The organism is Streptomyces sp. NPDC014991 (assembly GCF_043080665.1).
Taxonomy (GTDB): domain Bacteria; phylum Actinomycetota; class Actinomycetes; order Streptomycetales; family Streptomycetaceae; genus Streptomyces.
Window position 1 is genome coordinate 282686 of sequence record NZ_JBIBVY010000005.1, and the last position, 23435, is coordinate 306120.

The 23435-nt window shown below is 71.2% G+C and carries 25 protein-coding genes and 2 tRNA genes; 18 read left to right on the forward strand and 9 right to left on the reverse strand.

Going from position 1 to position 23435, the window contains the following annotated elements:
* The first annotated feature begins 2 nt into the window (after positions 1-2).
* Positions 3-1100, forward strand: coding sequence for a PDZ domain-containing protein (locus tag ACF1BE_RS11685; RefSeq protein ID WP_392198809.1), 1098 nt, complete (start codon positions 3-5; stop codon positions 1098-1100).
* Between the two features lie 67 nt (positions 1101-1167).
* Here ACF1BE_RS11685 and ACF1BE_RS11690 read toward each other — a convergent pair whose 3' ends face one another.
* Positions 1168-1710 (reverse strand): PPA1309 family protein, encoded by a 543-nt coding sequence (locus ACF1BE_RS11690; RefSeq protein WP_392198810.1) that lies wholly within the window; start codon positions 1708-1710, stop codon positions 1168-1170.
* Positions 1711-1873: 163 nt separating this feature from the next.
* On the opposite strand from ACF1BE_RS11690, the gene ACF1BE_RS11695 reads away from it, so the two are divergent.
* From ACF1BE_RS11695 to ACF1BE_RS11710, 4 genes are all read left to right on the forward strand, one after another.
* Positions 1874-4759 carry a UPF0182 family protein gene (locus ACF1BE_RS11695; protein ID WP_392198877.1) on the forward strand — a complete coding sequence of 962 codons (2886 nt, stop codon included), beginning with the start codon at positions 1874-1876 and terminating at the stop codon, positions 4757-4759.
* 41 nt (positions 4760-4800) lie between these two features.
* A tRNA-Met gene (locus tag ACF1BE_RS11700) sits at positions 4801-4874 on the forward strand.
* 206 nt (positions 4875-5080) lie between these two features.
* Positions 5081-6892, forward strand: a complete 1812-nt coding sequence (locus ACF1BE_RS11705; RefSeq protein WP_392198811.1) for a tetratricopeptide repeat protein — start codon at positions 5081-5083, stop codon at positions 6890-6892.
* 544 nt (positions 6893-7436) lie between these two features.
* Positions 7437-7510, forward strand: a tRNA-Met gene (locus ACF1BE_RS11710).
* 114 nt (positions 7511-7624) lie between these two features.
* Here the strand turns inward: ACF1BE_RS11710 and ACF1BE_RS11715 are convergent.
* Complete coding sequence (locus ACF1BE_RS11715) at positions 7625-8041, reverse strand: Fur family transcriptional regulator (RefSeq protein ID WP_392198812.1); 417 nt, start codon at positions 8039-8041, stop codon at positions 7625-7627.
* A 145-nt stretch (positions 8042-8186) separates the two neighbouring features.
* Here ACF1BE_RS11715 and ACF1BE_RS11720 point away from each other — a divergent pair, with 145 nt between their 5' ends.
* Entirely contained in the window at positions 8187-9641 is a 1455-nt protein-coding gene (locus ACF1BE_RS11720) for a catalase (protein ID WP_392198813.1), read from the forward strand.
* 62 nt (positions 9642-9703) lie between these two features.
* Here the strand turns inward: ACF1BE_RS11720 and ACF1BE_RS11725 are convergent, their stop codons facing one another.
* A complete protein-coding gene (locus tag ACF1BE_RS11725) occupies positions 9704-10099 on the reverse strand; it encodes a cyclic nucleotide-binding/CBS domain-containing protein (RefSeq protein ID WP_392198814.1) in 396 nt (131 codons plus the stop codon).
* Positions 10100-10272: 173 nt separating this feature from the next.
* Complete coding sequence (gene hisN / locus ACF1BE_RS11730) at positions 10273-11073, reverse strand: histidinol-phosphatase (protein WP_392198815.1); 801 nt, start codon at positions 11071-11073, stop codon at positions 10273-10275.
* Between the two features lie 230 nt (positions 11074-11303).
* Between hisN and ACF1BE_RS11735 the strand changes: the two genes are divergently transcribed.
* Complete coding sequence (locus tag ACF1BE_RS11735) at positions 11304-11909, forward strand: TetR/AcrR family transcriptional regulator (RefSeq protein ID WP_392198816.1); 606 nt, start codon at positions 11304-11306, stop codon at positions 11907-11909.
* Positions 11910-12179: 270 nt separating this feature from the next.
* Positions 12180-12326 carry a hypothetical protein gene (locus tag ACF1BE_RS11740; RefSeq protein WP_392198817.1) on the forward strand — a complete coding sequence of 49 codons (147 nt, stop codon included), beginning with the start codon at positions 12180-12182 and terminating at the stop codon, positions 12324-12326.
* A 172-nt stretch (positions 12327-12498) separates the two neighbouring features.
* Here the strand turns inward: ACF1BE_RS11740 and ACF1BE_RS11745 are convergent, their stop codons facing one another.
* The 5 genes from ACF1BE_RS11745 to ACF1BE_RS11765 form a co-directional block, all read right to left on the reverse strand.
* On the reverse strand, positions 12499-12924 hold the full coding sequence (locus ACF1BE_RS11745; RefSeq protein WP_392198818.1) for a DMT family transporter: 426 nt from the start codon (positions 12922-12924) through the stop codon (positions 12499-12501).
* A gap of 49 nt (positions 12925-12973) precedes the next feature.
* A complete protein-coding gene (locus tag ACF1BE_RS11750) occupies positions 12974-13294 on the reverse strand; it encodes a DMT family transporter (RefSeq protein WP_392198819.1) in 321 nt (106 codons plus the stop codon).
* A gap of 160 nt (positions 13295-13454) precedes the next feature.
* Positions 13455-14117 carry a DsbA family protein gene (locus ACF1BE_RS11755; protein WP_392198820.1) on the reverse strand — a complete coding sequence of 221 codons (663 nt, stop codon included), beginning with the start codon at positions 14115-14117 and terminating at the stop codon, positions 13455-13457.
* Positions 14114-14602 (reverse strand): nucleoside deaminase, encoded by a 489-nt coding sequence (locus tag ACF1BE_RS11760; protein WP_392198821.1) that lies wholly within the window; start codon positions 14600-14602, stop codon positions 14114-14116. Before ACF1BE_RS11760 ends, ACF1BE_RS11755 begins: the two co-directional genes overlap by 4 nt.
* 13 nt (positions 14603-14615) lie before the next feature.
* Positions 14616-14888 (reverse strand): hypothetical protein, encoded by a 273-nt coding sequence (locus tag ACF1BE_RS11765; RefSeq protein ID WP_392198822.1) that lies wholly within the window; start codon positions 14886-14888, stop codon positions 14616-14618.
* A gap of 134 nt (positions 14889-15022) precedes the next feature.
* Between ACF1BE_RS11765 and ACF1BE_RS11770 the strand changes: the two genes are divergently transcribed.
* From ACF1BE_RS11770 to ACF1BE_RS11815, 10 genes are all read left to right on the forward strand, one after another.
* Positions 15023-15469, forward strand: a complete 447-nt coding sequence (locus ACF1BE_RS11770; protein ID WP_392198823.1) for a MarR family winged helix-turn-helix transcriptional regulator — start codon at positions 15023-15025, stop codon at positions 15467-15469.
* 467 nt (positions 15470-15936) lie between these two features.
* Positions 15937-17391, forward strand: a complete 1455-nt coding sequence (locus tag ACF1BE_RS11775) for an AMP-binding protein (RefSeq protein ID WP_392198824.1) — start codon at positions 15937-15939, stop codon at positions 17389-17391.
* Positions 17388-17645 (forward strand): acyl carrier protein, encoded by a 258-nt coding sequence (locus ACF1BE_RS11780; RefSeq protein WP_392198825.1) that lies wholly within the window; start codon positions 17388-17390, stop codon positions 17643-17645. Before ACF1BE_RS11775 ends, ACF1BE_RS11780 begins: the two co-directional genes overlap by 4 nt.
* Before the next feature lie 152 nt (positions 17646-17797).
* Complete coding sequence (locus tag ACF1BE_RS11785) at positions 17798-18172, forward strand: ectoine synthase (protein ID WP_392198826.1); 375 nt, start codon at positions 17798-17800, stop codon at positions 18170-18172.
* A gap of 82 nt (positions 18173-18254) precedes the next feature.
* Positions 18255-19400 (forward strand): acyl-CoA dehydrogenase family protein, encoded by a 1146-nt coding sequence (locus ACF1BE_RS11790; RefSeq protein ID WP_392198827.1) that lies wholly within the window; start codon positions 18255-18257, stop codon positions 19398-19400.
* Between the two features lie 25 nt (positions 19401-19425).
* Entirely contained in the window at positions 19426-20112 is a 687-nt protein-coding gene (locus tag ACF1BE_RS11795; protein WP_392198828.1) for a transglutaminase family protein, read from the forward strand.
* Positions 20113-20159: 47 nt separating this feature from the next.
* On the forward strand, positions 20160-20969 hold the full coding sequence (locus ACF1BE_RS11800; RefSeq protein WP_392198829.1) for a maleate cis-trans isomerase: 810 nt from the start codon (positions 20160-20162) through the stop codon (positions 20967-20969).
* A complete protein-coding gene (locus ACF1BE_RS11805) occupies positions 20966-21211 on the forward strand; it encodes a DUF6253 family protein (protein ID WP_392198830.1) in 246 nt (81 codons plus the stop codon). The genes ACF1BE_RS11800 and ACF1BE_RS11805 overlap by 4 nt, the downstream gene beginning before the upstream one ends.
* Positions 21208-22221: an FkbO/Hyg5 family chorismatase gene (locus ACF1BE_RS11810; protein WP_392198831.1), complete on the forward strand. Its 1014-nt coding sequence runs from the start codon at positions 21208-21210 to the stop codon at positions 22219-22221. Before ACF1BE_RS11805 ends, ACF1BE_RS11810 begins: the two co-directional genes overlap by 4 nt.
* Positions 22218-23411 carry a 3-deoxy-7-phosphoheptulonate synthase gene (locus ACF1BE_RS11815; protein WP_392198832.1) on the forward strand — a complete coding sequence of 398 codons (1194 nt, stop codon included), beginning with the start codon at positions 22218-22220 and terminating at the stop codon, positions 23409-23411. Before ACF1BE_RS11810 ends, ACF1BE_RS11815 begins: the two co-directional genes overlap by 4 nt.
* The last annotated feature ends 24 nt before the right edge of the window (positions 23412-23435 follow it).

Genomic DNA, 23435 nt, shown 5'->3' on the forward strand with positions numbered 1-23435 from the left:
GCATGCCACGCCGCACCGCGACGATGCTCGCCTCCACCCTGATGCTGATCGCGCTCCTGTGCGCGGGAGTGCTCATCCCCGTGCCGTACGCGGAGATGTCTCCCGGCCCGACCGTGAACACGCTCGGAGAGCACGACGGCGAGCCGGTGCTACAGATTTCCGGGCACACGACCTATCCGACGGACGGTCACCTGAACATGACCACCGTCCGGGTCACCAGCGCCGACTTCCGGATGAACCTGGTGGAGGCCGTCCACGGCTGGCTGGCACGCGACAGCAAGATCGTCCCGCACGACACTCTCTACCCGGACGGCAAGACGGAGGAGCAGTCGACCCAGGAGAACGCCGAGGAGTTCAGCCAGTCCCAGGAGAGCGCCAAGGTGGCCGCCCTGAAGAAGCTGGACATCCCGGTGAAGTCCTGGGTGATCGTCTCCACCGTCGTCAAGGGCTCCCCGGCGGAGGGCAGGCTGCACGCCGGTGACGTGATCAAGGCCGTCGACGGCACGACGGTGAAGCAGCCGGCCGACGTCGCCAAGCTGGTGACCAGGCACAAGCCCGGTCAGAAGGTCGTCTTCACCGTCGTCCCGGCCAAGAAGCGGGCCGCCGCGGAGAAGACGCACAGGACGGCGAGCGGGACGCGGGACGTCACCCTCACGACCGCGACGTCCGCCGACCGCGGCGCCAAGCGGGCCATCGTCGGCATCTCCGCCGGGACCGACCACACCTTCCCGTTCACCATCGACATCAAGCTCGCCGACGTCGGCGGCCCCAGCGCCGGCCTGATGTTCGCCCTCGGGATCTACGACAAGCTCACCCCGGGCAGCCTCACCGGCGGCACGTTCGTCGCCGGCACCGGCACCATCGACGACAACGGCACGGTCGGCCCGATCGGCGGCGTCGAGATGAAGACCGTCGGCGCGCGCAGCAGGGGCGCGCGGTACTTCCTGACGCCCGCCGACAACTGCGCGGCCGCCGCCAAGGACGCCCCGAGCGGACTCACCCTGGTCAAGGTCAGGACGATCGGGGACGCGCTGGAGGCGCTGAAGGACATCCGCGGCAAGGACACCGCCGCGCTGCCCACGTGCACCGCCAAGGGCTGAGCGGGACCGGTACGCGGATGGGGGCGCCCCGTGAGCCCATGGGCGCCCCCCTCGCCGTACAGGACGATCAGTCCGCGAACGTCGCCGCCAGGGCCTCCGCCAGGCCCGGCACCAGGTCGGGGCCGGTGAGTACCTCCGTCGGGGAGTCCTTCTCGCGCAGCCGCAGCGCCGACTCGCGGCTGCCGTCGCGCAGCACCGCCACCGTCATGCGGACCTCCTGGCGCTCCGGGTGCTGGGCCACCCACCTGGTCAGTCCGGCCTCGTCCAGACCGGACGGGACCTGGGCCTCGGCGGACGGCGGCAGCATCAGGCGCTCCACCGTGAGCGCGCAGCCGACGACGGCGTCCGGCCAGGCGATGGTGCCGAGGAACTCGTCCAGCGGTTTGCCGGACGCGATCTCGTCCTGCTCGATCGGGGTGAGACCGGTGGTCTCGGGCTCGTCCTGGAGGCCCAGCTGGGCCGCGAGCGAGGGTTCCTGAACCCGCAGCCGTGCGGTGTCGACGAGGGCGAAGAGGCGGGCGGGCTGGTCCCAGCCGAGGCCGGAGGCGTACTCGTCGATCTCGAGTACGGCCCGGGTGAGCGGGCTCGCTGCCATGGGAGTGTTGGACATAGTCACAATCCTGCCTCGTTCCCCACCGGAATCGGGAACCGAGTAAACCGTGAGTAAGTTGCATAGGTGTGGGCCCACGATCACGGGGGGCCACGGCGGGCCCGCGAACACGGGGGCCTGACGGATCGACAGCGACTTCGAGGTGCGCACCTTGGCTTTCCAGATGCCGGACCGCGGCGGGGGCCCGACGGGGCCGCGGATGAGAGCGGGCCGCCCGTCCCGGCGCGTCCGGACCCTGCTCATGACCCTGGGCGTCCTTGCAGTCCTCGGCATGGCTTTCACCATGTTCGCGGGCTTCTGGACGGACTGGCTGTGGTACCGGTCGGTGCACTACTCGTCCGTGTTCACCACCACCCTGTGGACGAAGATCGGGCTGTTCTTCGTCTTCGGCCTGCTGATGGCGGTCGCGGTCGGGGTGAACATCTGGCTCGCGCACCGGCTGCGGCCCCCCCTCAGTGCCATGTCCATGGAGCAGCAGAGCCTCGACCGCTACCGGATGGGCATCGCGCCGTACAAGAAGTGGCTGCTGCTCGCGGTCACCGCACTCGTCGGGCTGATCGCCGGCGCGTCGGCGGCGGGCCAGTGGCGGACCTGGCTGATGTGGGTCAACGGCGTGCCCTTCCACCAGAAGGACCCGCAGTTCCATCTCGACGTCTCCTTCTACGCCTTCGACCTGCCCTGGTACCGCTTCCTGCTGGGCTTCGGCTTCGCCGCGGCCATCCTGTGCCTGATCGCCGCCGCGCTGACCCACTACCTGTACGGCGGGCTGCGGGTCACCAGCCCCGGCGCGCGGGCCACCGCCGCCGCGACCGGGCACCTGTCGGTACTGCTCGGCATCTTCGTGGCGCTGAAGGCGGTCGCCTACTGGCTCGACCGGTACGGCCTCGCCGTGAAGTCCAGCGACTTCAAGGCGACGGACAACTGGACGGGCCTGCGCTACGTCGACGCCAACGCCTACCTGCCGGCCAAGACGATCCTGTTCTGCATCGCCGTCATCTGCGCGCTGCTGTTCTTCGCCACCCTGTGGCGGCGCACCTGGCAGCTCCCGGTCATCGGCTTCGGCCTGATGGTCCTGTCGGCGATCCTGATCGGCGGGCTGTACCCGGCGATCGTGCAGAAGTTCCAGGTCCAGCCGAACGAGCAGGCCAAGGAAGCGCCGTACGTCCAGAAGAACCTGAAGGCGACCCGCGAGGCGTACGACATCGACGACACGCAGGTCACCGAGTACCCGGGCAAGTCCACCACCGGGGACCGGACCGAGCTGCGCGACGACGCCAACGACGCGGCCAGCATCCGCATCGTGGACCCGAACATCGTCTCGCCGACGTTCCAGGTGCTCCAGCAGATGAAGAACTACTACGGGTTCCCGACCAACCTGGACGTCGACCGGTACCCCACCGAGGACGGCAAGGACCAGGACACCGTCCTCGGTCTGCGCGAGCTCAACCTGAACGGCGTCCCGAAGAACAACTGGATCAACGACCACTTCCGCTACACGCACGGTTACGGCGTGGTCGCCGCCAAGGGCACCGAGGCGAACCCCAACGGCGAACCGGTCTTCACCGAGTACGACCTGCCGTCCCGGGGCGACCTCGGCACGTACGAGCAGCGGGTCTACTACGGCGAGAAGACCACCGCCTACTCCATCGTCGGCGGTCCCCAGAAGGAGATCGACTACTCCGACAACGGCGGTGAGAAGACCACCAGTTACCGGGGCGGCAGCGGAGTCAACCTCGACAACCCGGTCAACCGGGCCGCGTACGCGGTGGCGTTCAACGAGCCGCAGATCCTCTATTCGGGCGCGATCGGCAAGGGCTCGCGGATCCTGTACAACCGCACCCCCAAGGAGCGCGTCGAGGCGGTCGCCCCCTGGCTGACCATCGACGGCGACGCCTACCCGGCGGTCGTCAACCACCGCATCCAGTGGATCGTGGACGCGTACACCACCACGAACGGCTACCCGTACGCCTCGCGTACGACGCTCGGTGACACGACGGCCGACTCGCTGACCGCGACGAACAACTCGCGCGCGGTGGTGGCCCAGCAGAACCAGGTCAACTACATCCGCAACTCGGTGAAGGCGACCGTCGACGCGTACACCGGCGACGTCAAGCTCTACGAGTGGGACACCGAGGACCCCGTGCTGAAGACCTGGATGAAGGCCTTCCCCGGCACGGTGAAGCCGAAGAACGCCATCTCCCCGGACCTGCTGGACCACCTGCGCTACCCGCAGGACCTGTTCAAGGTCCAGCGTGAGCTGCTCACCCGGTACCACGTGACGGACGCGCAGACGTTCCTCACCGGCAGCGAGGTGTGGCAGGTGCCGGACGACCCGACCAACAAGTCGGGCAACGCGGTGCCGCCGTACTACCTCAGCATGAAGATGCCCGACCAGGCCCGGCAGGCGTTCTCGCTCTCCACGACGTTCACGCCCAACGGCCGGTACAACCTGAGCGCGTTCATGTCGGTCGACGCGGAGGCGGGCAGCAACGAGTACGGCAAGATCAGACTGTTGAAACTGCCGACCAGTACGACCGTCGACGGTCCCAAACAGGTACAGAGCCAGTTCAACTCCGAGCAGGACATCGCCGCCGCGATCAAACTCCTCAAGGGCGGCGACTCCGACATCGAGTACGGCAACCTGCTGACCGTGCCGCTGGACGGCGGACTGCTCTATGTGGAGCCCGTCTACGTACGCGGCGGTGGACTGAAGTACCCGCTGCTGCGCAAGGTGCTGGTCACCTACGAGGGCAGGACCGCGTTCGAGAACACGCTCGAAGGGGCGCTCGACAAGGTCTTCGGAGCGAAGAGTTCGGCGACCAGGCCACCGGACACCGGCACCACCAACCCGCCCGACACCACCAACCCGACGGTGAAGCAGGCGCTCCAGGACGCCCAGAAGGCCTTCGACGCCGGACAGCAGGCGCTGAAGGACGGACCCGACTGGGACGCCTACGCAACGGCGCAGAAGGACCTTAAGGACGCGCTGAAGCGGGCCGAGGACGCGCAGTCCAAGGCCGGCAGGACCAGCGGGAAGAACGGCGGCTGATCAAGCGACCCCCGCGCCGTGGTACGGTTGACCTGCAACGGCGCGGGGTGGAGCAGCTCGGTAGCTCGCTGGGCTCATAACCCAGAGGTCGCAGGTTCAAATCCTGTCCCCGCTACTGCATCGAAGGCCCGGATCCCATCAGGGATCCGGGCCTTCGTGGTGTGCGAACGAAGATACGGGGGCAGAGAAACCGCCGCGCCGCCGTGGGGAGTTGGGCGGTATGTGTTTGACTTGTCTCCCTGTGGGCATGTCGACAAAACGCTGAAGTGACCTTACGGGTTGCGGTATACCGGGTGTACCCAGGTTGCGGGTGGTGCGACGATGGACGTTATGGGGGACAAGGGAACTCTGTTCGAGACAGGGCGATTTGTGCAGCCTTCCGGTGCGGAGCCGGCCCGCGACGAGCTGGGCGACATGGGGGAAGCCGCCGAGGAGACCCGCCTCGCGCTCGCCGCGCAGAACGGCGACGCCGAGGCCTCGAGCGTCCTCGGAGCCATGCTGCTGCGCCGCGGCGACCTCGACGCGGCCGAGCCCCACCTGCGTGCGGCCACCGCGGCCGGTGACCGTGCCGCCGCCAACAACCTGGGCGTCCTGCTGCACCAGCGCGGTTACGCCGACGAGGCGGCCGGCTGGTGGCGGATCGCCGCCGTCGCCGGCTCCGCGGCCGCCGCGCACGCGCTCGGCCGCCACCACCGCGAGCGCGGCGACGAGCCGGCCGCCGAGTACTGGCTGCGCCAGTCCGCCGAGCAGGGCCACGTCCTCGGCGCCTACGCGCTCGCCGACCTGCTGGAGCACCGCGGGGACGTCGGCGCCGAGCACTGGATGCGCGCCGCCGCGGAACGCGGGCACCGGGAAGCCGCCTACCGGCTGGCGCGGGCGCTGGACCGTACGTCCGGGCACGGGGAGGAGACCGCCGCCGACAACGCTGTCGCGGAGGCCGAGCAGTGGTACCGGCAGGCCGCCGCACGCGGCCACCGGCGGGCCGCGCTGCACCTGGGCGCGATCCTGGAGAAGCGCGGGGAACTGAAGGAGGCCGGGCGCTGGTACCTGACCTCCGCCAAGGACGGCGAGCCGCAGGCCGCCTGCGCGCTCGGATTCCTGCTGCGCGACGCCGGGGACACCGAGAGCGCGGCCGTGTGGTGGCTGCGCGCCGCCCAGGACGGTGACGGCAACGCCGCCAACGCGCTCGGCGCGCTGCACGCCGAGCGCGGCGAGACCCAGACCGCGGAACGCTGGTACCGGGCCGCGCTGGACGCCGGCGATGACAACGGCGCGTACAACCTGGGGTTGCTCTGCGCCGAGCAGGGGCGCACCGCGCAGGCCGAGCAGTGGTACCGGCGGGCCGCCTACGCCGGGCACCGGGAGGCCGCGAACGCCCTCGCCATCCTGCTGCTGCGGGGCGGCGACACGACCGGGGCCGAACCGTGGTTCTCCAAGGCGGCCGAGGCCGGCAGCGTCGATGCCGCGTTCAACCTCGGCATCCTCTACGCCGGGCGCGACGAGGACGTGATGGCGCTGCGCTGGTACGAGCGGGCGGCTGCCGCCGGCCACGCCGAGGCCGCGCTCCAGGTCGGGATCGCCCGGCTGCGCGAGGGGGACGAGCAGGAGGCCGAGCGGCATCTGCGCTGCGCGGCGGGCAGCGGCAGCGCGGAGGGCGCGTACCGGCTCGCCGCCCTGCTCGACGCGCGCCGGCCGCCGGAGCCCGCGCACGAGCTGGGGGAGATCGTGCACGAGAAGACCGAGTGCGAGGAGTGGTACGAGCGCGCCGCGTCCCAGGGGCACCGGCGGGCACAGGTGCGGGTCGGCATGCTGGCCGCGGCGCGGGGTGACGTGGTGGAGGCGGCCCGGTGGTACCGGGCGGCGGCCGAGGCCGGGTCGCGCAACGGCGCGTTCAACCTCGGGCTGCTGCTGGCGCGGGAGGGCAGCGAGCCGGAGGCCGCCGTGTGGTGGGCCCGCGCCGCGAACGCCGGGCACGGACGGGCGGCCCTTCGGCTGGCCCTTGTCTACGCGCGTCGTGGAGAGCTGGCGGAGGGCCAGAGGTGGGCCGACAGGGCCGTCGCCCTGGGCCCGACGGAGGTCGCCGAACGAGCGGGCCGACTGCGGGACGCGCTGCGGGAAGAGCTGTCCGCCTGACCGCACCACGGGCCAGGACCGCCGGCGCCGATCTGGGCGGGTTCCGGGGTGCCGGGTGTCCGGATACCTGTGGCGGCGCGGGCCGCCGGGCCGGGCTGCGGGGGGCGCCGACCGCGTCCCCGCCTGGGCGGGTGCGGCGCGGCGGCGAACCGCCTGCGCCCGCGGCAGCGCAGGTCGCCTGCGGCGCTGACACCCGCGGCGCAGGTGCCGCGGGATGCGCGGGGCCGTTGCCGGGGGAGGGGCCGCCGGGCCGGGCTTCGGGCGGGCGCCGACCGCGTCCCCGCCTGGGCGGGTGCGGCGCGGCGGCGAACCGCCTGCGCCGGCCGGTGCCCGCGGCAGCGCAGGTCGCCTGCCATGCCGACAGCCGTGCCGCGGATCGCCTGCGGCGCGGACACCGCGCGGCGCAGGTGGTCCGCCGCGGGGATGCGCGGCGCCGTTGCCGGGGGAGGGGCCGCCGGAGTAGCCCGGTGGGTGGGGGTGTGGGTGGGTGGCGGGGAGGGATTTGCATCGTGGGGGTGGGGTCGCGTACTGTCGTGTTTACCGACGCGGGGTGGAGCAGCTCGGTAGCTCGCTGGGCTCATAACCCAGAGGTCGCAGGTTCAAATCCTGTCCCCGCTACTGAAGGCCGAGGGCCGGAATCCAGAGATGGGTTCCGGCCCTCGGTGTTTTCCCCGGGCAGAGGAAAGAGCCCCGGTGCCGGGTACGGCGCCGGGGCTCTCTGTCAGCGTGCGGTCAGGCGCTCGCGCAGTGGGGGCACAGGCCCCGGTACGTCACCTCGACGTCCGACACCGTGAAGCCGAAGCGCTCGGAGTCGGGGAGGTCGGCGAGGGGGTTGCCCGTCGGGTGGACGTCACGGATCGAGCCGCACCGCGCGCAGACCAGGTGATGGTGCGGCTGGTGCGCGTTCGGGTCGTACCGCTTGGCGCGCTTGTCCGTCGAGACTTCCAGCACCTCGCCGAGGGAGACCAGCTCGCCCAGCGTGTTGTACACGGTCGCCCGGGAGATCTCGGGCAGCTTCGCGACGGCCCGCGCATGGACCTCGTCGGCCGTCAGATGGACGTGCTCGCCGTTCAGGACCTCGGCCACCACGCGCCGCTGCGCGGTCAGCCGCCATCCGCGTCCACGCAGCCGTTCCAGTAGGTCGCTCATAGCTACCAGCCTAGCAGGAAGCAGGACCAGGTCGGGAATAGGTGTGACTTTGGAACATCACTTGACTTAGACAAAGTCTATTGTAGGATCGAGCCTGGATTTGGCTACAGGACAGGACGAGTCAGTGATGACGCAGGAGGCGCACGTGACGCAGGGACCGCTCACCACGGAGGCCGGTGCCCCGGTCGCCGACAACCAGAACAGCGAGACGGCGGGCGTCGGCGGGCCGGTCCTCGTGCAGGACCAGCTGCTGCTCGAGAAGCTGGCCCACTTCAACCGCGAGCGCATCCCGGAGCGCGTGGTGCACGCCCGTGGCGCCGGCGCGTACGGCACCTTCACGGTGACCGCCGACGTCACGCCGTACACGCGCGCCGCGTTCCTCTCCGAGGCCGGCAAGCAGACCGAGGTCTTCCTGCGCTTCTCCACCGTGGCCGGCAACCTCGGCGCGGCGGACGCCGTACGCGACCCGCGCGGCTTCTCGCTGAAGTTCTACACCGAGGAGGGCAACTACGACCTCGTCGGCAACAACACCCCGGTGTTCTTCATCCGGGACGCGATCAAGTTCCCCGACTTCATCCACACCCAGAAGCGCGACCCGTACACCGGCTCCACGGAACCGGACAACGTCTGGGACTTCTGGAGCCTCTCGCCGGAGTCCACCCACCAGGTGACCTGGCTGTTCGGCGACCGCGGCATCCCGGCGTCGTACCGCCACATGGACGGCTTCGGCTCGCACACCTTCCAGTGGAACAACGAGGCCGGCGAGGTCTTCTGGGTCAAGTACCACTTCAAGACCGACCAGGGGATCAAGTGCCTGACCGCCGAGGAGGCGGACGTCCTGGCCGGCAAGGACCCCGACTCGCACCAGCGCGACCTCCGTGAGGCGATCGAGCGCGGCGAGTACCCGTCCTGGACCGTCGGCGTGCAGATCATGCCCGCCGCCGAAGCCGCTACCTACCGCTTCAACCCGTTCGACCTGACCAAGGTGTGGCCGCACGCGGACTACCCGGTCATCGAGATCGGCAAGCTGGAGCTGAACCGCAACCCGCAGAACGTCTTCGCCGAGGTCGAGCAGTCGGTCTTCTCCCCGGCGCACTTCGTGCCGGGCATCGGCCCCTCTCCCGACAAGATGCTCCAGGGCCGGCTGTTCGCGTACGGCGACGCCCACCGCTACCGCGTCGGCATCAACGCCGACCACCTGCCGGTGAACCGTCCGCACGCCACCGAGGCACGCACCAACTCCCGCGACGGTCAGCTGTACGACGGCCGGCACGGCGGTGCGAAGAACTACGAGCCGAACAGCTTCGGCGGGCCCCACCAGACCGGCCGCCCGCTGTGGCAGCCGTTCGACGGATTCACGGCCGGCACCGGTGACCACGCGACGCCGGCGCACGCCGAGGACGACGACTTCGTACAGGCCGGCAACCTGTACCGGCTGATGACGGAGGACGAGAAGGAGCGCCTGGTCGCCAACCTGGCGGGCGCGATCTCCCAGGTCTCGCGCCAGGACATCGCCGAGCGTGCGATCGGCAACTTCCGCAACGCCGACGCCGACTTCGGCAAGCGGCTCGAGGCGGCGGTGCAGGCGCTGCGCGGCTGAGCCGCCTTCGCGGCCGGGCGGGCCGGACCCCACGGTGCTCGGGGTCCGGCCCGCTCGCGCGCTCAGAGGGCTGGTGTGGGCTCGCGGGCCGGTACCCAGCGGCGGATGATGTCGCGGACCGAGACGATCCCGGCCACCTCGCCGCGGTCCAGGACGACCAGGTGCCGGAAGCCGCCGTGGGCCATGGCGCGGGCCGCCTCCTCCAGGGTCCAGGTCGGGGCGGCGAAGACGACGTCGGTGGTGGTGTGGGCGTGGACGCGTTCGGTGTCCGGGTCCTGGCCGAGGCCCACGGAGTTGAGGATGTCGCGTTCGGTGAGGATGCCGGTGCCGCCGGCGTCCGGGTCGAGGACCACGGCGGCGCCTATGCGGCGCGCCGACATCAGGGCTGCTGCCTGGCGGAGGGTGTGGGCGGGGCCGAGGGTGAGTATCACCGTGCTCATGGCGTCACGGACGAGCATGAAGGGGCCACCTCCTGAGGATCCCCTGCCTGTGTTCAGGCCCGGCGCCGGAGGCGCCTGTGCGGCGCTGCACAAGTTCACGAGTGGGGGTGCGCCCAGAGTGCCAGGCAAAGGGAGGGTCAACAAGAGGGCGCACGACGCCCGTCGACGGCGTGCGCGCGTTTTCCCCGACGTCAGCCGCGCTCGGCGAGATACCCCAGCAGCTCGTCGTGGAGCAGGCCGTTGGACGCCGCCGCGTTGCCGCTGTGCGGGCCCGGGCGGCCGTCGAGGCCGGTGAACCTGCCGCCCGCCTCCGTCACGATGATCGCGGTGGCGGCCATGTCCCACAGGGACAGCTCCGGCTCGGCACAGATGTCGACGGACCCCTCGGCGACCATCATGTACGGCCAGAAGTCGCCGTACGCGCGCGTGCGCCACACCTGGCGGCTGAGGTCCAGGAAGCCGCCCAGACGGCCCTGCTCCTCCCAGCCGGAGAGCGACGAGTACGCGAACGAGGCGTCCGAGAGCGCGCCGACCCGGGAGACGTGGATACGGGACGCGGAGTTGCGGCTGCGGCCGGTGAAGGCGCCGTGGCCCTTCGCGGCCCACCAGCGGCGGCCGAGGGCCGGGGCGGAGACGACGCCGACGACCGGCTCGTAGCCGCCCTCACCCGCTTCCATCAGGGCGATGAGCGTCGCCCACACCGGGACGCCCCGGATGTAGTTCTTGGTCCCGTCGATCGGGTCCACCACCCAGCGGCGGGGGCCGGTGCCCTCGACGCCGTACTCCTCGCCCAGCACGGCGTCCCTCGGGCGGGCACGCTGGAGCCGGCTGCGGATCACCTCTTCCGCCTCTTTGTCGGCTTCGCTCACCGGGGTCATGTCCGGCTTCGTCTCCACCTTGAGGTCGAGAGCCTTGAAACGGGCCGTGGTGGCGGCGTCGGCCGCGTCCGCGAGGACGTGGGCGAGTCCGAGGTCGTCGAGGTAGTCCGGCATGTGAGGAACGGTATCTGCCGGGTGGGCACAGGGGCTACCAGGGACTCGGGTGACAGGGGCGCGCCGCGCGGGTGTCAGCCGGATGCGCGGCCACCCGCCCACGCCTCCGCGGCCGGCCGTCCGCCCGTACGGCCCACGGCCGAAGCCCGACCCCCTGCCGTCGCGGACCCTTGACAGTGTCTGCGGGCGCGTCAAATCTGGGCACAGTCGCTGTGCCCAGGGAGGCGAGGATGCCTGCTGCCCGGGAGTCCCTGCTGGACGCCGCCTACACGGCGCTCACGCGCCGGCCGTGGTCCGCGGTGCGGATGGTCGACGTCGCCGTGTCGGCCGGGGTGTCCCGGCAGACCCTGTACAACGAGTTCGGCAGCAAGGAAGGGCTGGCCAGGGCGCTGGTGCGGCGGGAGGCCGACGGATATCTGGCCGGGGTGGAGCGGGCGCTCGGCAGTGCGGCCGAGCCGCGGGACCGGCTCACCGCCACCGCCGAGTGGACGGCCGTCGCGGCGCGGGAGAACGCCCTGGTCCGGGCCATGCTCACCGGCTGCTGGACGGAGCGGCTGCCCGCCCTGCCGCTCGCTCCCGTCCCCTCCTCCACCGCGGTGCCGGCGCAGCGCCGGGCGGACGGGCCGCTGCCGGCGCCCTGCGACTTCGTGCGGATGGTCCGGGACCGTGCGGTGACCGTGCTGGCCGGTCCCGGCGCCTCCGCGGCCGACACCGCCGAACTGCTCCGCTCCTGCGAACTGGTGGTGCGGCTCGCCCTGTCCTGCGTGGCGGCGCCGCCCGGGGAGGGCGGTATGGCGGAGCTGGTCCGGGCGGTGCTGCCCCGGCATCTGGTGTGAGGGCCGTGCCCCGTGCCGGAGCGGACCGCGGGGACCTGGAGGCGCCGGCGGAAGGGGATGGAGAGGGCGAGGGCCCACCGCACGGTGTCGGCCGCGTCGTACAGCTTGTCCGCCGCGGCGGTGTCCGTCGTTCCGCGGGCCTTCTCCGGCAGCGCGTCGATCTCCGGCGACCCGACCGGGTGTGGTCCTCGTACGGGTTCCTGCCGGGACGGCTGCCGGCAGACCGGGTAGGCCTCGGAGCGGCAACGGGGTCCGTCGGAGCCTGTCGGCGTGCGGCTGCCGGACGGTGGTGCCGTGAATCCGGTCGCCCGCCGGCGGACGGGCGCGACGCTCGTGCGGCTCGCCCCGTACTGCCAAGCGACGCTCGTGCGGCTCGCCCCGTACGGCCAGGCCCGGCACTACCTCGTCGGTCCGTGACGCCGGACCGCACTCCCGCGGGCTCACCCGCACCCTGCGCCGGACCCGTGCATCCGTGAACCCCTGCATACCGGCGCGCGCGGGCGGCGGACGGCCACCGACACCGCCGGCCCCCGGCCCAGGCTCACGGGGCCGCGGGCCGGCGGCGCCGGCGGGCTGTGCGGGGTGGGCGTCAGGCGCCCTGGGTCTCGCGCGGACCGGCGGGGACCTCCTGGGCGCCCTGCGGCGCGGCGACGGGCTCGGCGCCGCCCCGCGGCCTGTCGGCGAGCTTGAGCCAGACCACGCCGACGATGATCAGGCCCAGCCACAGGGCCTGGACGAAGGTGAGGGTCTCGTCGAAGAACACCGGGCCGAGCAGCGCCGCGCCCGCCGAGCCGATGCCGGCCCAGACGGCGTAGCCGAGAGCGACGTCGATGGTGCGCAGCGCGGCGCTCAGTGCCCACAGCGTCAGCAGGAAGAACACGACGGCGACCAGCGACCACGTCAGGCGGGTGAAGCCGTGGCTGCCTCCGACGGAGAGGGCGTAGCCGACCTCGAACCCGCCGGCGAGGAGGAGCATCAGCCAGGAGTTGGCAGAGGAGGGGCTGGTGTCGGACATGTGCGTGGGTCCTTTCGGGAAGTGGAGGGGGCGGGCGGCGGCGTGAGACTCAGGCGGCACCACTGAGCTGGAGGCCGACGACGCCGATGATGATGGCGAGGATGCCCAGCGCCTTGCGCCAGTCCAGACGCTGGCCGAAGAGCAGCGCGCCCAGCAGGGTGATGCCGATACCGGCGACGGAGGTCCAGATGGCGTAGCCGACACCGACGTTGAAGGACAGCAGCGCCTTGCTGAGGAAGTAGGTTCCGATGGCGCCGCTGACCAGGGTCGCGATGGTCCACTTGCGGTTCTTGAAGCCCTCGGCCTTGCCGGCCGCGATGGCGACGGCGATCTCGAAGATGTCGGCGATGGCGAGGTAGAGCCACTGCATGGCGGGTCCCTTCGTTCGTGTGGAGGCCGGCGCGGCGGGGACGGCGCGCCGTGGGTGCGCCGTACCGGGTGAGCGGTCGCGGGCACGGGGAAGCGGGGTGGGCCGGGGTCTCAGGGCACGCGCCGGCCGGTGCGCGTGGAGGCGGGACGGTGCGGTGTGCTCAGCATCCGTCGATGCCGCAGGCGGCACCGCGGGCGACGGCCTGTTCGGCCTGGATGTCGAGCACGGCCTTGCGGATCTGGGCCGGGGAGGGAACGCCCTCGATGCGGTGGCGTTCGCCGATGACGAGGGTGGGGGCGACGGAGACGCGGTAGGCGGCGGCGGTGCGCAGCGCCTCCTGGTGGGCGGCGGTGTAGGTGCCGGCGGTCAGTGCCTGCGCGAACTCGTCGCCGTCCAGGCCCAGTTCGCGGGCGATGTCGGTGAGGACGTCCAGCCGGCCGATGTCCCGGTTCTCCTGGAAGAACGCTCGCAGCATGCGCGGGGTGTACTCGGCGGCACGGCCGTGCTCGGCGGCGTACTGGTAGCCCTCGAACGCCAGCCGGGTGTAGGGCTGCGGCGAGACGGTGGGCAGGGTGATGTCCACGCCCATCCGGCGGGCCATCGGGTAGACCGAGCGGGCCCAGATCGCCGGCAGGTACTCGTCCTCCGGCCGCAGCGTCGGGGTGGGGTGGGGCCGCAGTTCGAAGGGCATCCACTCGATCTCGACGTCCAGGTCGCGAGTGGCCTCGTGCAGCGGGCCCTCGGCGAGCATGCAGAACGGACAGACGTAGTCCGACCAGACCTTGATGGCGACCGTGCTGGTCCGCGTCTCGTTGTCGTTCACATCCGCCTCCGGTTCAGGGCGACAAACTCTTCGAACGGTTCCGTCCCCTCCGGGACCGGCAGCGAGGTGACCTTGACCGGCCACAGGGCCGGGTCCTGGGCGAAGATCGAGTACGACCCCGAGTAGTCGAAGCCGTAGCGTGCGGCCGTCTTGCGGTCCACCACGTGGACGATGTGGCTGACGTTGAAGTACAGCGAGGCCATGTAGCACAGGGCGCAGGGCTCGCCGGAGGCGAACAGCGTGGCCCCGGCGGTGGCGTGCAAGCCGTACTTGGCGGCGGCCTCCCGCAGCGCCACCACCTCGGCGTGCGCGGTGGGATCGTTGTCCTCGCGCACCCGGTTGAAGCCGGTGCCCAGGATGCGGCCGTCGTTGACCACCACACCGGAGAACGGGATTCCGCCCTTGGCGACGTGCTCGCGGCTGATGCGGACCGCCTCGCGGGCGTACTCGGTCAGCTCGCTCTGTGAGATTTCGTTGTGGGACATCGTCGCTCCCGACTCAGACCGTGTCCGGGCGGGGCCCCGCGGCGCCGCCGATGACCGAGATGGAGAAGATCGGCCGAAAGACGCTGATCCCCTTCCGCTTGTTCCGCTCGGCGACCGCGCGGCGCACGGCCGTGCCCGCCGTGGTGAGCGGGGCCGCCGTGCGGGCAGGCAGGCCCGCGACTGTGCCGGCGGGCACCGGGACGGTCCCCGGCAGCGACGGGCCCGGCGGCCGGGCGCGGCTCCCGCGAGGGGAGCCGCCGACGGCGGGTGCGGTGGTATCGGGCATGAAGCCCCCAATACTTGTTTGTACGTGCATCTTTTTGGACTTCAGGAGATCCGATGCAAGAGTCGGGTGGGCGGTGAAAGCTTGCATGAACATGTATCTTGTTGTCAACGCGCCGCCTGAGAAGGAGCTGCTTCATGACATCGATCTCCTACGCGTCGGCCGCCTCGTCCGACCAGGCCATGTGGGGGAGGGTCCTCACCCTGCACGCGCATGTGGAGCGCCAGCTCACCCAGGCCCTCCAGCGCAAGCACGGAATAGGACTCTCCGAGTTCCGCGCCCTGGAGTGTCTCGTCCAGGCCAAGGACAGCGAGCTGCGCATGCAGGAACTGGCCGAGAAGGTGGGGCTCGGGCAGAGCTCGGTGACCCGGCTGGTGGGCCGGCTCTTCTCGGCCGGGTTCGCCTTCCGTGACCTGTGTCCCGACGACAAACGCGGTGTCTACGCCGTCATCACCGACGATGGAAGGCAGCGGTACGCCGACGCGCGCGCCACCTACGCCGAGGTCCTCAGCGCGGCGCTGAACACCGCCGGCGCCGACCCCGAACTGGCCGGTACGGTCCAGTCGCTGCGCAGCGGCCTCTGAGCGCTGCCGACCCGCAGGTCCGGTCCGCCTCCCGGGGGGCGGGCCGAAGGGGCCGCCCCGCAAAGGGGACGGCCCCTTCGGTGTTCGCGGGCGCCGCCGGGCGGGCGCGGGTGAACGGCCGCGGTCGTGCGGTGCGCCCTTTCTTAAGCCCCGCGACGCCTGCGCGGAAGGCATGACAGGAACTCGAAACGCATAGTTCATCAAGCAAGCGGCGCCCCCGCGGACCGCTCCTCGCGAGTGATGTGCATCACGGGTGCGAAGGCAAATACATGCTTGACTCTGCATGCATCGCCGGTACGGTTGGTCGCGGCTCGATCACGGGGGAGTGATGCGGGGCCGGCCGAGCAGACACATGCCGGGCTCCGCGGTTTCGTTGGCGCGATTCGTGCGCCGTCATTCCCCTTCAGCATGATCACGTAGTCATGTGCATGAAAGGGGGAATTGTGCCGTTATCAAGCTTTTCGGACGTGCTGGCCGCGCACGCCCGGCTCCGACCCGATCAGGTGGCCCTGATCCACGGTGAGCAGCAGGTGACCTACCGTCGGCTGGCCGACCTCGCCGGAGAACTCTCCGGCGCCCTGGAGGCGAGCGGGCTCGACCGCCGCCAGCCGCTGTGCATACCGGCCCACAAGACGCCGGCCACGATCGCCCTGCTCATCGGCGCCTTCAGCGCCGGCTACGCGGTCCTGGCGCCCTCGCCCGAACTGGGCGCCTCCGCCCGGGCGACCATCGCCGCACAGGCCCGCTGCTCGGCCCTGCTCACCGTCGACGACCAGGCAGTGCTCGACACCGCCCCCGTCGCCGCCGACCCGCAGGCCGCCGAGGGGTTCGACGCCGCGGACCCCGCCACCGCACCCCTGATGCTCACGACCTCCGGCTCCACCGGCACCCCGAAGATCGTGCCCATCCCGGCCGAGGGTTTCACCCGCTTCGCCGGATGGGCCGCCGACCGGTTCCGCCTCACCGAGCAGGACACCCTGCTCAGCTACGCCCCCCTGAACTTCGACCTCTCCCTGCTCGACGTGTGGACCGCGCTGCACCTGGGCGCCCGGACCGTACTCGTCGAGACGGAACTGAGCACCGACGCCCGCCACCTGCAGGACCTGCTCGCCCGCCACGAGGTCACCTTCGTCCAGGGCGTGCCCATGCTGCACCGGCTGCTCACCCAGGACGGCGCGGTCCACCCGCACGTCCGCACGGTGATCTTCACCGGGGACGCGATGCCCCAGGCGCTGCTGCGCCGGCTCGGCACGGCCTTCCCCGCCGCCGGCTTCCACAACGTCTTCGGCTGCACCGAGACCAACGACAGCTTCATCCACGACGCCGACCCGGCCCGCGCCGGCGAGCGGACCCCCATCGGCCGGCCGCTGCCCGGAGTGCGGGCCCTGCTGCTCGACTCCGAGGGCGAGATCCTCACCGGCCCCGGCAGCGGTGAACTTCTCGTGACGACACCGTTCCAGACGCGCGGATACCTGCAACGCTCCCGCAACGAGGGTGTGTTCGTGCCCGCTCCCGACGGTGGCGGCGAGGTCTTCTACCGCACGGGCGACCTCGTCACCCGTGACCCCGACGACCTGTACTGGCTCCAGGGCCGCACCGACTTCCAGGTCAAGGTCCGCGGCGTGCGCACCAACGTCCAGGAGGTCGAGAACGTGCTGGCGGCCCACCCCGAGGTCGCCGAGGCCGCCGTCGTGGCGATCCCCGACACCGAGGCCGGCTACCGGCTGCACGCCCAGGTGACCCGCCGGCCCGGCACCTCGCTGACCTCCCTGCGGCTGCGCTCGCACAGCGCCGCGCGCCTGCCCCGCCACGCCATCCCCTCCTCCGTGCACGTGGGCGACACCCCGCTGCCGCGCACGTCCACCGGAAAGCCCGACCGCAACCTCATCAAGGCAGCTCGACAGAAGGGAACATCCGCATGACCTCCCTGGTGGACGACATCCGCGGCTACATCGTCACCGAGTTCCTCGACGGCGAGGACAGCGCCGACCTGACCGCCGACTACGACCTCATCGACAACGGCGTCGTCGACAGCCTGGGTGTGGTCCGCGTCGTCTCGCACCTGTCGCGGGCCTACGCCATCTCGATCGATGACATCCCGCTGAACCCGGACAACTTCCGCAGCATCGGCGCCATCTCGGCGTTCGTCGAGGACGCGACGAAGACGGCCGTCTGAGACCGCCGCGCGAGGAACCGCCCGAGCCCGGGAACCGGCAGGAGGCCGCGGTCCTGGACCACCACGGACCCGCAGCTCCGCAACGACCCGGACGCCGAAAACCGGAGGGTGCACAGATCCTCCGAAGGACCCTATCACACAAGGAGATTGCCATGATCGTGCGCAGCACCAGCGACGTCGCCCCCGTCCAGTGGGGCAACGGCACCAGCCACCGCCTGCTCACCGAGGCCGACGGCATGGGCTTCACCGTCTGCGAGACCCTGGTCCGCAAGGGCACCTCCAGCGCCCTCCAGTACCGCCGCCACCTCGAGGCCTGCTTCTGCACCGGCGGCTCCGGCGAGGTCGTCACCGCCTCCGGCGAACGCCACAAGATCACCGAGGGCACCATCTACGCCCTCAACGAGAACGACGCGCACTACCTCATAGCGTCCGACTACGAGGATCTCAGACTGATCTCCGTCTTCAGCCCGGCCCTGCGCGGCGACGAGAAGCACACGCTGTCCGCCGACGGCTTCTCCCAGTACTGAGTCACGCGCACCGGGGCCCGTCCCGCCCACCGCGGCACGGGCCCCGGCCCCGACCAGCGACGTACCGGAAGGCAGCACACACATGACCCCCGCACCGCGGACCGCCGACACCGCACCGGACCCCTACACCCTCGCCGCCGCCTGGGCCGAGGAACTCAACCTGGACGTCGAGGAATGGGACGCCCGCGCGGAGTTCCCCTGGGAGAAGTGGAAGACCATCCAGCGCTCGGGCCTGCTCGCCGTGCCCTTCGAGACGCAGTACGGCGGCCACGGCGGCACCCTGACCGACACGATGCGCGCCCTCCAGGGTCTCGGACACACCTGCCGCGACGCCGGCCTCGGCTTCTCCGCCTCCACCCAGATCGTCAGCGTCGGCATCCCGCTCCAGGCGTTCGGCTCCCAGGAACTGAAGTCCCGCTTCCTGCCCGCCATCATCAACGGCGAGCTGATCACCGCGCACGCCATCACCGAACCCGACAACGGCTCCGACGCCCTGAACATCTCCACCACCGCCACTCGCGACGGCGACGACTACGTCATCGACGGCGGCAAGATGTTCATCACCAACGCCCCCATCGCCGACCTCTTCCTGCTCTACGTCCGCACCGGCAAACCCGGCCCGTTCGCCCTGAGCGTCTTCCTGGTCGAACGCGACACCCCCGGCCTGACCATCGGTGAACCGCTGTCCAAGATGGGACTGCGCACCTCCCCGCTCAGCGCGGTCACCTTCGACGGGCTGCGCGTGCCCGCCACCCGCCGCATCGGCCAGGAGGGTGCCGGCTTCCTGGTCCTCGACCACGTGATGAAGCGGGAGATCCTCTTCTCCTTCTCCCTCACGCTCGGCGAGATGGAGCACCGCCTCGAGCGCGTCCTCGCCTACGCCAAGTCCCGCCGCCAGTTCGGCGAACCCATCGGCGCCTTCCAGGGCGTCTCCCACAAGATCGCGGACATGAAGATCGCCGTGGAGACCGCCCGCAAGTGGCTGACCGACACCGGCGCCAAGGTGGAGGCCGGCCAGGACGCCGCGATCGACATCGCCGCGACCAAGACCGTGGTCAGCGAGGCCAACAAGCAGACCGCCCTCGACGCCGTCCAGATCTTCGGCGGCCAGGGTTACCTCACCGCCACCGGCCTGGAGAGGGACGTCCGCAACGCCGTCGCCGGAACCATCTACTCCGGCACCAGCGAGATCCAGCGCAACCGCATCGCCTCACTCCTGGGCCTGTGAGCCGAACACCGACGAAAGAGGCACCATGAACGCACTCAGCCCCGAGGGCCTGCGACGGCTCACCGCGCCCACCGACTTCCTCGACTACGAAAGCGACGCCGTCCAGAGCTTCGTCGACGAGGCCGTCACCGACCGCGCCGCCGACAAGCGCCGGCTGGCCGTCGAGCTCTACTACGCCGTCCGCGACGAGGTCTTCTACGAGGTCTACGGCACCGACCTGTCCCCCCAGGGCCTCAAGGCCAGCCACACCGCCGCCACCCGTAAGGGCTTCTGCCTGCACAAGTCCGCCCTGTACGCGGCGGCCTGCCGCGCCGTGGGCATCCCCTCCCGCGTCCACTACGGCGACGTCCGCAACCACCTCGCCTCCGACCGGCTGCGCGCCCACATCGGCGGTGACATCTTCTTCCACGGCCTCAACTCCGTGTACCTGGACGGTACCTGGATCAAGGCGACCCCCGTCTTCAACAAGATCCTGTGCCGGCTGTACGGGATGAAGCCGCTGGAGTTCGACGGCACCGCCGACAGCCTGCACCACCCCTTCGACGACGAGGGCCGCAAGAACATGGAGTTCCTCACCGACCACGGCGGCTTCGACGACGTCCCCTACGAGTTCGTCATGACGAACATGCGCCGCAAGCACCCCGGCTTCCTCGACGCCGAGGGCACCGGCACCGTCAGCGGCGGCTCCCTGGCCGCCGAAGCCACCGCCTGACCCCGGCGACGACCGCCCCACCCGAGCCAGACGAAGGAGACAGCCAGATGAGCAGCATTCGAGCCCAGAAGGACGGCTGGGAGGCACGGGCACGCATCGGCGTGGTGGTCCCGCACGCGGACGTCGGCCCCGAATCGGAGTTCCAGGCGATCGCCCCCGACGACGTGTTCGTCCACGGCTCGCGCGTCCACTTCGGTGCCATGCGCGCCGGCGGCGAGATGGACCCGAAGATCCCCCACGACCCGGTCCGCGCCTTCGTGGAACCCCCGCACATCGACCACGCCGTCGAACTGCTCGCCGCCTCCCCCCTCGACGCGATCGCACTCGGCTTCACCAGCTCCGCCTACGTCCTGGGAGCCGACGGCGAGAAGAAGCTGTTCGACCGGCTCGCCCAGTACACCCGGGGCCTGCCGCTCACCGGCACCACCACCGCGGCCGTCGCCGGCTTCACCGCCCTCGACACCCGCCGCATCGCCCTCGTCAACCCCCCGTGGTTCGACGACCGTCTCTCCACACTCGGCGCCGACTACTTCACCGAGCAGGGCTTCGAGGTCGTCCACCACGGCCCCTGCGGGCTGCCCAGCAACCAGAAGCTGATCACCCCCGAGGCACTGTCGCAGTGGATCCGCTCCACCGTCGCCGAACACCGCCCCGACGCCGTCCTGGTCGCGGGCAACGGCATCCGCGCCGTCGGCGTCATCGACGCCCTCGAACGGGAACTCGGCTTCGCGGTCCTGACCGCCAACCAGGTGCTGTTCTGGCACGCCCTGCACCTGGCCGGGGCAGCCGAAACCGCCCGCTCCATCACCGGGTACGGCCGCCTGTTCACCGCCGAGCCCCCCGGCGGCCGGGCATGAGCCTGCTGCCGGCCGACGGCCACGTCTCCCTCTTCGTCACCGACGACGGCGACGCCCACAGCCTTCCCCTCGTGTGCTGGCGCGACGACGGCACCACCGTCCACGGCATGGTCCTGTACCGGGGAGCACTGCGCCGGGCCGAGCACGTCCCCGGCTTCCGCCGCTACGCCCACTCCCTGGAGGACGACACCCCCGTGCGCCGCACGGACACGCCCTCCCACCCCCGAAAGGCACACCTGTGACTCAGCGCCCCTCCTTACAGGCCTATTTCGCCCCCCTGGCCGGCGCCCCGCAGCCGGCCCTGGGACGGCACGTCCTGGGCACCGTCGCCTTCGGCGACCGCTTCGGCCTCGCCCTCGACGCCGACGGACACCCCGAACTCTCCATCCCCATGACCTCGCCCGGCTTCGACGCCTTCCGCGAGGTGTGGACCACCACCACCCGGCCCGTCTCCGGCACCCGCGACGGCCTGCACTTCGCCCACGACGGCGAACACCTCTTCGTCAGCGGCACCATCACCGCGCGCCCCGTGTACGCGCCCACCGTCCGCACCACCTACGAGGCGGCGTTCGCCCTCGTCACCGAACTCGGCTACCCGCACATCTTCCGGATGTGGAACTTCGTCGGCGACATCCTCGGCCCCAACGCCGAAGGACTGGAGATCTACCAGGACTTCGTGGCCGGCCGAGCCGAGGCGTTCGCCGCCCACCACGGCGACGGCACCGCACACATGCCCGCCGCCACCGGCATCGGCACCCGCGGCGAAGGCATCTCCTTCGTCCTGCTCGCCGCCCGCACCTCCACCCCCCGGCACGTGGAGAACCAGCGCCAGACGCCCGCCTACCACTACCCCGAGCAGTACGGCCCGAAGCCGCCGAGCTTCGCCCGCGCCACCCTGCTCGAACCCGGCGGCACCCTCTACGTCTCCGGCACGGCCAGCATCCTCGGCCACGAGACCGTCCACCAGGGCGACGTCGCCGCCCAGACCGACGTCGTCCTGGACAACATCGCCGAGCTCATCGGCGGCCCCAACCTGAGCGCGGCAGGACTCGACGGCGGCCACGAACTCAAGGACCTGCGCCTGGTCAAGGTCTACGTCCGCCACGAACGCGACCTGCCCGTGGTCCGCGCCCGTTGCCGCGAAGCCCTCGGCCCCGACGCCGAACCCACCTACCTCAACGTCGCCGTGTGCCGCGACGACCTCCTCGTCGAGATAGAAGGACTCGTCCCCGGTCCGGAGTGGACCCGATGAGCGAGCCCTCGCCGCTCACCCTGCACGAGGACCGCACGCCCGCGGTGTGGGAGCTGCTGCCCGCCGAGCAGCAGCCCCACTGGGGCGCCCACCCCGACCTCAGGGACATCCTCGGCGAACTGCGCGCCACCCCCGCGCTCACCACCGCCTTTGACGTCAGGGTCCTGCGCCACCAGCTCGCCCAGGTCGCCCTCGGCCACGCCCGGCTGCTCCAGACCGGCGACTGCGCCGAGGACCTGCGCGAATGCACCCCCGAGCACACCGCACCCAAGGTCGAGGTCCTGGACGAACTCGCCGACCGGCTCACCCTGCACACCGGCCGGCCGGTGGTGCGCGTGGGCCGCATGGGCGGACAGTTCGCCAAGCCCCGCAGCAGTCCCACCGAGCTGCATGAGGGGCAGGACCTGCCCGTCTTCCGCGGCCACCTCGTCAACGCACCCGAGCCGACCCCCGACGCCCGCCGCCACGACCCGCACCGCATGCTCACCGCCTACCGGGCCAGCGCCCGTGTCCTGCGCGAACTCGACCTGCGCCGCACCGGCCCACTGGGCCCCTGGGCCAGCCACGAAGCACTCGTCATGGACTACGAGAGCTCCCTGGTCCGGCGCGACGACCAGACCGGCGCACCCTACCTGGCCTCCACCCACTTCCCCTGGATCGGCGAACGTACCCGCCAACCGGGCCTGGGCCACGTCGAACTGCTCGCCGCGATGGCCAACCCCGTCGGCTGCAAGATCGGTCCCTCCGCCGCACCCGAGGACGTGGTGCAGCTGTGCGAGGCTCTCGACCCGCACCGGCTGCCCGGTCGCCTCACCCTGATCCTGCGCATGGGCGTACGCGCCGCCGAGACGGCCACACCCGCCATCGCCCGCGCCGTACGCCGCGCCGGCCACCCCGTGGTCTGGCTCAGCGACCCGCTGCACGGCAACACCGTCCGCACCGCCTCCGGCCTCAAGACCCGCCACCTCGCCGACGCCATCTGCGAGGCGGCCACCGTCCGCCACGTCCTGGAGGACGAAGGACTGCACGTCGGCGGCCTGCACCTGGAGACCGCCGCCGCCGACATCACCGAATGCGTCGGCGGCCCCGTCACCGGCGAACACCTGGTCCCCGAACGCTACGAGACCCTCTGCGACCCGCGGCTCAACCCGCGCCAGGCCCGCGAACTGGTCGACGCCGTCTTCGGCTGAACCGCCCCCGCCCCCGCAGACACT

Bases quoted from the DNA above. Each gene is read 5' to 3' on its own strand.
- ACF1BE_RS11765 (WP_392198822.1), bottom strand. From the start codon at position 14,888: ATGCCCGATACCACCGCACCCGCCGTCGGCGGCTCCCCTCGCGGGAGC.
- ACF1BE_RS11695 (WP_392198877.1), top strand. From the start codon at position 1,874: ATGCCGGACCGCGGCGGGGGCCCGACGGGGCCGCGGATGAGAGCGGGC.
- ACF1BE_RS11770 (WP_392198823.1), top strand. From the start codon at position 15,023: ATGACATCGATCTCCTACGCGTCGGCCGCCTCGTCCGACCAGGCCATG.
- ACF1BE_RS11800 (WP_392198829.1), top strand. From the start codon at position 20,160: ATGAGCAGCATTCGAGCCCAGAAGGACGGCTGGGAGGCACGGGCACGC.
- ACF1BE_RS11745 (WP_392198818.1), bottom strand. From the start codon at position 12,924: ATGTCCGACACCAGCCCCTCCTCTGCCAACTCCTGGCTGATGCTCCTC.
- ACF1BE_RS11805 (WP_392198830.1), top strand. From the start codon at position 20,966: ATGAGCCTGCTGCCGGCCGACGGCCACGTCTCCCTCTTCGTCACCGAC.
- ACF1BE_RS11790 (WP_392198827.1), top strand. From the start codon at position 18,255: ATGACCCCCGCACCGCGGACCGCCGACACCGCACCGGACCCCTACACC.
- ACF1BE_RS11690 (WP_392198810.1), bottom strand. From the start codon at position 1,710: ATGTCCAACACTCCCATGGCAGCGAGCCCGCTCACCCGGGCCGTACTC.
- ACF1BE_RS11785 (WP_392198826.1), top strand. From the start codon at position 17,798: ATGATCGTGCGCAGCACCAGCGACGTCGCCCCCGTCCAGTGGGGCAAC.
- ACF1BE_RS11780 (WP_392198825.1), top strand. From the start codon at position 17,388: ATGACCTCCCTGGTGGACGACATCCGCGGCTACATCGTCACCGAGTTC.
- ACF1BE_RS11795 (WP_392198828.1), top strand. From the start codon at position 19,426: ATGAACGCACTCAGCCCCGAGGGCCTGCGACGGCTCACCGCGCCCACC.
- ACF1BE_RS11735 (WP_392198816.1), top strand. From the start codon at position 11,304: ATGCCTGCTGCCCGGGAGTCCCTGCTGGACGCCGCCTACACGGCGCTC.
- ACF1BE_RS11685 (WP_392198809.1), top strand. From the start codon at position 3: ATGCCACGCCGCACCGCGACGATGCTCGCCTCCACCCTGATGCTGATC.
- ACF1BE_RS11725 (WP_392198814.1), bottom strand. From the start codon at position 10,099: ATGCTCGTCCGTGACGCCATGAGCACGGTGATACTCACCCTCGGCCCC.
- ACF1BE_RS11815 (WP_392198832.1), top strand. From the start codon at position 22,218: ATGAGCGAGCCCTCGCCGCTCACCCTGCACGAGGACCGCACGCCCGCG.
- ACF1BE_RS11715 (WP_392198812.1), bottom strand. From the start codon at position 8,041: ATGAGCGACCTACTGGAACGGCTGCGTGGACGCGGATGGCGGCTGACC.
- ACF1BE_RS11760 (WP_392198821.1), bottom strand. From the start codon at position 14,602: ATGTCCCACAACGAAATCTCACAGAGCGAGCTGACCGAGTACGCCCGC.
- hisN (WP_392198815.1), bottom strand. From the start codon at position 11,073: ATGCCGGACTACCTCGACGACCTCGGACTCGCCCACGTCCTCGCGGAC.
- ACF1BE_RS11705 (WP_392198811.1), top strand. From the start codon at position 5,081: ATGGACGTTATGGGGGACAAGGGAACTCTGTTCGAGACAGGGCGATTT.
- ACF1BE_RS11750 (WP_392198819.1), bottom strand. From the start codon at position 13,294: ATGCAGTGGCTCTACCTCGCCATCGCCGACATCTTCGAGATCGCCGTC.